9 protein-coding genes are annotated in these 8,087 nt (G+C 47.9%); 7 read left to right on the top strand and 2 right to left on the bottom strand.

Annotated elements, in window-relative coordinates; genetic code table 11:
* A partial coding sequence (locus Q0389_RS09185; protein WP_298693676.1) for a hypothetical protein occupies nt 1–444 on the bottom strand: 444 nt, incomplete at its 3' end.
* Between the two features lie 202 nt (nt 445–646).
* Between Q0389_RS09185 and Q0389_RS09180 the strand changes: the two genes are divergently transcribed.
* The 6 genes from Q0389_RS09180 (at nt 647) to Q0389_RS09155 (ending at nt 6,865) form a co-directional block, all read left to right on the top strand.
* Nucleotides 647–1,504 carry a hypothetical protein gene (locus Q0389_RS09180; protein WP_298693675.1) on the top strand — a complete coding sequence of 286 codons (858 nt, stop codon included), beginning with the start codon at nt 647–649 and terminating at the stop codon, nt 1,502–1,504.
* 62 nt (nt 1,505–1,566) lie between these two features.
* On the top strand, nt 1,567–2,805 hold the full coding sequence (locus Q0389_RS09175; protein ID WP_298693674.1) for an HD domain-containing phosphohydrolase: 1,239 nt from the start codon (nt 1,567–1,569) through the stop codon (nt 2,803–2,805).
* Nucleotides 2,802–3,530, top strand: coding sequence for a methyltransferase domain-containing protein (locus tag Q0389_RS09170; RefSeq protein ID WP_298693673.1), 729 nt, complete (start codon nt 2,802–2,804; stop codon nt 3,528–3,530). Before Q0389_RS09175 ends, Q0389_RS09170 begins: the two co-directional genes overlap by 4 nt.
* Nucleotides 3,531–3,564: 34 nt before the next feature.
* Entirely contained in the window at nt 3,565–5,151 is a 1,587-nt protein-coding gene (locus Q0389_RS09165) for a flagellar hook-length control protein FliK (RefSeq protein ID WP_298693672.1), read from the top strand.
* Entirely contained in the window at nt 5,148–5,399 is a 252-nt protein-coding gene (locus tag Q0389_RS09160) for an EscU/YscU/HrcU family type III secretion system export apparatus switch protein (RefSeq protein ID WP_298693670.1), read from the top strand. The genes Q0389_RS09165 and Q0389_RS09160 overlap by 4 nt, the downstream gene beginning before the upstream one ends.
* A gap of 47 nt (nt 5,400–5,446) precedes the next feature.
* Entirely contained in the window at nt 5,447–6,865 is a 1,419-nt protein-coding gene (locus tag Q0389_RS09155) for an SDR family oxidoreductase (protein WP_298693669.1), read from the top strand.
* Here the strand turns inward: Q0389_RS09155 and Q0389_RS09150 are convergent.
* Nucleotides 6,855–7,313, bottom strand: coding sequence for a YcgN family cysteine cluster protein (locus Q0389_RS09150; RefSeq protein WP_298693668.1), 459 nt, complete (start codon nt 7,311–7,313; stop codon nt 6,855–6,857). The genes Q0389_RS09155 and Q0389_RS09150 overlap by 11 nt on opposite strands.
* A gap of 93 nt (nt 7,314–7,406) precedes the next feature.
* Between Q0389_RS09150 and Q0389_RS09145 the strand changes: the two genes are divergently transcribed.
* Nucleotides 7,407–7,880 (top strand): hypothetical protein, encoded by a 474-nt coding sequence (locus Q0389_RS09145; protein ID WP_298693666.1) that lies wholly within the window; start codon nt 7,407–7,409, stop codon nt 7,878–7,880.
* The last annotated feature ends 207 nt before the right edge of the window (nt 7,881–8,087 follow it).

The following is an 8,087-nucleotide window of genomic DNA, read 5'->3' as shown; positions in this document are numbered from 1 at the left end:
AACACGCAGAAGACAAACGCGATTTTTATCCAAAAAATAAAAATGGGTGATTTTATTCTCTTTCTTCATTCGGGCAAAAACATCCCGCCAATCGTTCAATAAACGTTGCGAATCCCTTTCTTTCAGAGCCTCTTTAACCGCCGGATTGGCGACAATCGGCTGTAGCGCGGTGGCCATACCCAATGCCTGTTCGTCTGAAATGACATGATAATTGCTGTTGATCTCGTCGATATGGATTTCCGTCATATCGTTAATATAGTGCTGATATTGTTTGAGGAGCAAAATGCCGGTTCCCAACGCCAATATCGCGACCATAACGGACAGGGCGATCATCAACCGCTGCAAAATCGGACGGGGTGAAAAATCGACCGTGCCGTTTAACATATTGAACGTCCCCTTACCGGCAACTTTCTTTTTATACAACTTTTGAAAATCAATTTTCATTTCGCACCCTGAAAAATATTTTACTTTCGCCGCTTTTACTCAAAATTTTCCTGAAGAATAATTATAACACTTTTAAACAATAATATATTTTAACTTTAATATATTTTAACCTTAAAATCTTTCTCTATCTTTTTTAAGCGTCCGATTCTTAATCCAAACAGGAGTAAAACTTAACCTGAAAACTCAAAGGCAGGAGTTTTTCATGAAACGAATTATCAGCATCTACACCGAACATAAAAACAGCGTCCAATTCTATCTGCGCAACGTAATGGCAAATTTTCACCCGTTATCGTTGGAAGCCAAAGATATGCAGCGCATTTTCGAATTTGAAAAATCGGCCGAAATCGTATACGGGGTCTCTGCCGAATTTATCCAATCCACCTTCAGCTTCGGACGTAAAGAGCACGATGAAAAACGCCTCGGTGCCGATAAATCGTTTTATTTTAAATGGGTCAGTTTTATCGAAGAACCCATCCATATCAGCAATCCGTATCTGCATCACAAAACCGGCCGTCCTACCTTAACTGCCGTCAAACAGGAGAACGGTAACTATCTTGTTGCCGATTTCGATATGCTGACGCTGCTCGAAGAGCTTCGTCTGATTGAACACAACTCTATTTTGGAACGGGTCAACAAACTGGTCATGGGGATGGGCGGAATATTACTGGGGATCGTCGCTATTTTTTTAATTCTCTACGGTGCCTATATCTTTGTTGCGATGCTCATTTTCAGCGATCACCAAAAAGAGCTGCTCCACGAAATTTTTACATCGATCATTTCGATCACGATCGGTCTGGCAATTTACGATCTGGCAAAAAACATGTTGGAGAACGAAGTATTGTTCAAAGCGCTCGAATACGGTAATGAGACGCAGAGTAAAACCCTCATCAAATTTCTCACATCGATTATCATCGCTCTCTCGATCGAATCGCTGATGGCGGTTTTTAAAATCGTACTGGACGATTACAGCAAAATCATCAATGCGTTTTACCTCATTATAGGGGTAACACTGCTCATTGTTGGAACGGGAATATACAATTATCTTTCGCGACAAAAATAAATAATTTTCATATTTATCCCATTTTCGATACACTAAGTTTTATCAAACCCGAAGAAGAGATCATGATTTACCCTCTCAATCTGCGCGAAGTTTCCTATGCCCTCTCCGAAGCCCTCGACTACGTCGGGATCGATGACACGATGCACGGCAAGCGGGTAGCCTTCATGTCTGCCGAAGTCGCCAAGAAACTGGGCTGGAACCAATCGCAGATCGACGATATCATCATGATGGGGATGCTTCACGACTGCGGAGTCTCCTCGACCGACGTCCATACGCATCTCGTCACGGAACTCGACTGGGATAATTCGCAAGTACATTGTATTCGGGGAGCCTCTCTCTTGGAAAAAGTGGATATCTACTGCGACTATGCCCCGATTATTTTGTATCACCATACCCATTGGGATCAGTTTGACCCCGGCGTCGATACGGAGACCAAAATCTATGCCAACCTGATTTATCTGACCGATAGAGTCGATGCCCTGCGGGTACAGATCGGAGATGCCAATACCCGCGAACGCCATGAAATCGAAGCCATTATCCGAAAATACAGCGGTTCGATGTTTTCTCCCGCTTTGGTAGAGGCTTTTTTGGAGACCTCTTTGTCAGACTCTTTTTGGTTTTATCTGGAACCCGAAGCGCTCAATGATTATTTCAGCGAATGGATTGAGTCCGGAGGAAGCGAAAATGTCCCTTTCGAGACCCTTAAAAACGTGGCGATGATGTTTGCCGACGTCGTCGATGCCAAAAGTACCTTTACCTCCAGCCACACGTATGCGGTCGCATCGCTCGCCCGCTATATCGCCGAACTCTACGGGCTGCCGCAGCAGACGCAGGAGAAAATCGAGCTCTCCGCATTTTTTCATGATCTTGGAAAACTTCGGGTCGCCGATGCGATTTTGCATAAAAACGGGCCGTTGGACGATGAAGAACGGTTGCAGATGAACCGCCACGGTTTCGATTCGCATATGATCTTGCGTAAGATCAAAGGATTTCATGAGATTGCCAAAATCGCCTCGATGCACCATGAGACTCTCGACGCCCAGGGATATCCCTACCATCTCGGAGGAGATCAAATCCCTATCGAAGCACGGATTCTCACCGTCGCCGATATCTTTCAGGCTTTGGTTCAGGATCGCCCTTACCGCAGCGGACTAAACAGCGACAATGCCTATCAAATCCTCCAAAAAATGGGGGAAGAGGGAAAACTCGATCTCTCCGTTTTAACCCTGTTGCATACTCATTTACAAGAGTGCTACGCACACGCTCTTCCGCAAAATGCCGACAGCAGGAAGCCGGCGTGAGCGAAAGCAACCATTTCGATTCCATCGCCGAGGTTTTTAACAAAGTATGGCATTTCTCCGACGAATACAAAGATTTCGTCATCTCCCATATCCATACCGACCTTGACCTTCAGCCTTCCGATATTCTCGCCGATATCGGAGGGGGGACGGGGACGTTTACCGGACGGCTGGCACGTGAAGCCAAACTATCCAGGGCATACTGCGTAGAGCCTTCTCCTGCGATGTGCAGCGAAGCCTCCAAAATCGCCGATATCGTTCCGATATGTGCCGATGCCCACCGTTTTTCTGCGATGGAGCACCCCTATTCCAAACTTTTGCTCAAAGAGGTGATCCATCATATCGATAAACGTGAACGGTTTTGGGAGCGTACCTTTCAACGGCTTCCGGATGGGGGGAAACTTCTCATCATTACCCGTCCCCGGAAGGTCGATTTCCCTTTTTTCGAAACCCTAAAAGCGGCTTTCAGTGCCAATCAACCCGATCACACGCTCTTCGAGAACGAGCTCAAAAGTGCCTGTTTTCAGGTCTGTACGCAGGAAAGAACACACACTTTTACCCTCCCGAAAGAGAATTGGTTCGAGATGTTGAGACACCGTTTCATGTCCGATATCGCCCCGTTCAGTGATGAGCAGATCGAAGAAGGAATCGCCGAAATCGACCGACGCTATCCAGGCAATACGATCGAGATCGCCGATCGTCTGATCTTTATAACGGCGACAAAATAACCTTTTCTTTCAATCGTGTGTTATCATTATCGCTATGATACATCTAACCACCGACGCACGGCTCTCGATCATCCTCCCAAATATGAACAAAGCCCTCTCGGAGGCGATCAAAAACGCTACTCCCGAACAACTCGAAACGCTTAAAGAGGGCAAAGACCTCAAATCCGTTTTGACCTCTGTGTTTCAGGATAAAATCACATCGTCCAAATCCGATACGGTCCTACTCGATATCCTCAAAAACGCAAGCGTGTTCAAAACGATGGATAACCCCACAGAGACATTGAAAAGTCTGGTTCAGGATCTCAAAACCTACCAAGAATCCGGTTCAAAAGTCTCTCCCGAAGTGAGCGCCAAAACCGCCGTACTGGAGAGTTTTCTCAAAAACGGTGCAACCATCGACACGACGGCATTGAAAACACAGATCGTCAACAGCGGCGTGTTTATGGAGTCCAAACTCGCATCGGCCGTGCAGAAAATCCCCGATCTCACCCGAACGCTGGAACAACTGCGCACCCTCATCTCTAACAATCCTCTGCCTCAGGGTAAAGCGCTTCAGGAGAAGATTACGACGATTCTCCAAAGCCCCCAGCTCGCCGCTGCCGCCAAGAGCCTCCCGGATGCAACCACACTGAGCGCATCGCTCAAAAGTCTGGGGGAGTCCGTCCGTACCTTTGTGGCAAATACCGATCCCCTCTTTTCAAAAGAGACGGCGGTACTCACACAGAAACTCGATAACATTGGTTCGCTACAGGAACTCAAATCGACCCTTTCCCAACTCTACGGAACCCTTTTGCAGAGCAAGAGCGCACAGACCGACACTTTTTTGGATTCGATCGAAAAAATTTTAAAAACCATTACGGCTCTGCCTGCCAAAGAGGCCCAAAGTTTTGTTGAAACGATCCAAAACATCCTCGCCAAAGAGCCCCTCTCCGAAGAGATACCGCCCGCCACCGGAAAACTCGTAGATGAAGTGCAGGAGTTTACCGAAACGCTCCGCAGCACCATTGTCAAAGGAAACATCACTGAAGAAGCGCGCACCCTCATCGGGAAACTGGCAGAGTTTAGCCGTCCCGAACATCTGGTACAGGAGAGTTTTCTCAAAGAGACGATGAGCCAGGACGTCAAATCCGCTCTTCTCTCCCTCTCCGACGAGCTCAAAAATTCTGCTGATCCCGTCGCCCCCAAACTTCTTGAACAAACCGACAAGCTTCTCACGCAGATCGATTATCACCAACTCACCTCCTATCTGGGTGCGTCGAATTCCATCTATTTCCCTTTTTCTTGGGATCAGCTCCAAGAGGGGTCGATGGCGTTTAAAAAAACTGCCGATAAGAAATTTTATTGCGAGATCAATCTCCGACTCAAAGAGTACGGGGAACTCGATTTGATGATGGCATTGTACGATCAGAATCAATTAGAGATTCAGGCCCATACCGAAAAAGCGGAATTAAAAGAGGTTTTGATGGAAAACTTGCCGGAACTGCGTACGCTCTTAATCGATGCCGGACTGACCCCCAGACGGATTCGGATTTTCGAGGCCAAAGAGAGTGCAACGCCTCTGAGCGAAACCTATATAGCCCATGAGGATGATTCCGATCTGGGATTCGAGGTAACGGTATGAAAAAAGCGGTCGCCCTGCGCTATAACCCCGAAAGAGAGAATGCTCCGCGTGTAGTCGCATCGGGCAAAGGTTCGGCGGCGGAAAACATCATCAAGGTCGCCGAACTCCACAATCTCCCGATCCAAAAAGACGAAGATCTTGTAGAGATGCTCAGTAAAATCGAAATCGACCGCGAGATACCCGAGAAACTCTATGTCGCCGTCGCCGAAGTGTTTAAATTTATCTACAAAGTCACCAACAAACGCTAGAGCTCTGCTACAATCTGTGATAGCAATCCTATTTCAGGAGTATTGACGTGAAACGAATCCTGCTGACCGGAGCCAACGGCTACATCGGACGAAGACTCAAACGCGTTTTAATGGCCAAAGAAGATATCGAGCTACGGCTGATGGTGAGAAATACGAAAAGTCTCTCTCCCGCTGTCCAAGAACATGCTCAAATCGTCACTGCGGATGTCCTCAATCCCGAAAGTCTCGATGATGCCCTCAGAGGGATCGATGTCGCCTACTATCTCATACACGGCCTCGCCCAAGAAAATTTCCAGGAACTCGACCGCCAAAGCGCACAGAATTTTCTCGATGCCTGCGTGCGCCAAAACGTCAAAACGATTATTTATCTCGGCGGTTTAGGGGATAAAAAAACGGGAAGCGAACATCTCCTCAGCCGTATCGAAACGGGAGAGATTCTCAGTTCGCAGCCCGATAAAGTACGAAGCATCTGGTTTCGTGCGGGGGTCATTATCGGCTCAGGGAGCGCCAGTTTCGAAATCATCCGCCACTTGGTTCAAAAGCTCCCCGTCATGATCACCCCCAAATGGGTCCGTACACCGATCACGCCCATCGGAGTCGACGATGTGATCAGCTATCTAGACGCGGCGCTCGATCTCCCCGATACACCGAATCTGATGATCGATATCGGAGAGGAAACCATGAGCTACGGCGATCTGATGCTCCGTGTCGCGGCCGCTATGGGGTTAAAACGCTACCTCATACCGGTCAATGTATTGACGCCGAAACTCTCCTCCTATTGGCTCACCCTCTTCACCCCCGTCCCCTACAGCGTTGCAAGTTCGCTGATAGAAGGGCTTAAAAGCGAAGTCACCCTCACAAATGATCTGCGACATGACTATTTCGCGATACGACCCCATAGCCTTGAAGAGAGTGTAACACAAGCGATCCGTGAGATCGAATCCAATCAGGTGCTCAGCCGATGGAGCGACAGCGGTTCGGGGGTTTGGGAGATCAATCATGCGCATGACATTGCCGATGCACTGTTTATCGATCGCCGCATTCTGGAACTTGGCAATCTTTCAGTAGAAAGCGTGTTTCAAAATTTTTGTGCCATCGGAGGGAAGAACGGCTGGTTCGGATACGACTGGCTCTGGAATGTGCGAGGGTTTATCGACAAACTTTTCAAGGGAGCGGGAATCAATCGGGGACGGCGGGATCCTGAAAAACTGCGGATCGGTGACAGTGTCGATTTTTGGAAAGTGGTCGATTTGGTCGAAAACGAACGGCTGCTTCTGTTTGCGCAGATGAAGCTTCCGGGAAAAGCATGGCTGGAGTTTAAAATCCATAATGGAAAGCTGATTCAGAGCGCCTATTTCTATCCCTACGGCATCATGGGACGACTCTATTGGTACACGCTGATTCCCATGCACTACCTGATCTTTACCAACATGGCAAACACCATCCTAAAACGTTCTAAACCTTAAGGGCGTCCTCGTCGATGATGTAATCTTCCAAATCGATCTCGTCATTTTCGAGAATCGGATTGTACGCATGCATGCCGAAAGGCCGGACACTGTTACGCTCACCGCTAATCAGCGGATGCCATGAAGGGAGAGGAAGACCGAAATAGCGGCGGCGATAGGCGCACGTCTCCGGAAGCCACTCGTATTCCGCTACCCGCGCCACATTCAGCGCCATACATCCCTCAACCTTCTCAAAACGGTTGGCATAGTCGCTGCATTGTCCCGCACCGATATCATAACAATGGCAGGCAACACGGGTCAAATGGATCGGAGCGTCATCGTCGTCTTCGTCCTGAATACGATTCAGACAGCAGAGTCCGCAGCCGTCGCACAGTGCTTCCCACTCATCTTTTGTGAGGTCTTCGAGTCTTTTTGTTTCCCAAAACGGGGCAGTTTCTTGTTGTTTCATGATGAAAAAATAGCATAAGTGCGTTTAAACGCTCCCCATGCCGTGAATCGCCCCGAATTTGGGTATGATGAGCAAAAGAGTTGAGGATATATAATGGAAACGGAAAATACGGAACAATCTTTGGGAGAACAGCTGCGCGAATGCGCCGATGCGGTCGGCGGAAAAAACTTCTTCCTCACCCTCGCAGAAACGATCCGAACGACACGCGAGGGGATTATTCTCGCCGAGAAAAAACAGATCAATTACAGCAGCGGAATCATGACATGGAATAAAACCCTTCATGCCGACAGCTGGAGGCTTCTGATAGAAGCGGCAAAAGTGCGTACCAAAGACGGTAACATCCTCCTCGGCACAGAAGACAAACGGCATAAAAACGTCCTCAACATGATCCGCACGCTCAAACCGCTGACGTTTACGGTCACTCCGAATAATCCCGACGACGGTGCTGGATTTTCCTTCAGTGCGTTAGAAATCATCGATGATAAAACGACGCGGGTATCACCGCTGTTCAAAGCACTCTTCGTCACACCGATCGATCTTGTACGAAAAAGGATGAATGCCGACTGATCTTAACGCCGTATGATCGCTCTGTTTTGGGGATCGATGATCGTCAACGTAAGTACTTTAATTATGGAAAATAGCGATCATTCAATCGGCAATTCTTATGATTGTCATGTTTTACAGATAAAAGCGGTTTGAGGATTTAATAATTAAAGAAGAGTGGAGCGGGAAACGAGACTCGAACTCGCGACATTCAGCTTGGAAGGCTGACGC

The sequence above is a fragment of the uncultured Sulfuricurvum sp. genome (assembly GCF_937936435.1).
GTDB lineage: Bacteria > Campylobacterota > Campylobacteria > Campylobacterales > Sulfurimonadaceae > Sulfuricurvum.
This window is presented reverse-complemented; position numbering and strand designations above follow the sequence as displayed.

Coding starts and splice junctions, on each gene's coding strand:
- Q0389_RS09175 (WP_298693674.1), top strand. CDS start 1,567: ATGATTTACCCTCTCAATCTGCGCGAAGTTTCCTATGCCCTCTCCGAA.
- Q0389_RS09150 (WP_298693668.1), bottom strand. CDS start 7,313: ATGAAACAACAAGAAACTGCCCCGTTTTGGGAAACAAAAAGACTCGAA.
- Q0389_RS09165 (WP_298693672.1), top strand. CDS start 3,565: ATGATACATCTAACCACCGACGCACGGCTCTCGATCATCCTCCCAAAT.
- Q0389_RS09180 (WP_298693675.1), top strand. CDS start 647: ATGAAACGAATTATCAGCATCTACACCGAACATAAAAACAGCGTCCAA.
- Q0389_RS09160 (WP_298693670.1), top strand. CDS start 5,148: ATGAAAAAAGCGGTCGCCCTGCGCTATAACCCCGAAAGAGAGAATGCT.
- Q0389_RS09145 (WP_298693666.1), top strand. CDS start 7,407: ATGGAAACGGAAAATACGGAACAATCTTTGGGAGAACAGCTGCGCGAA.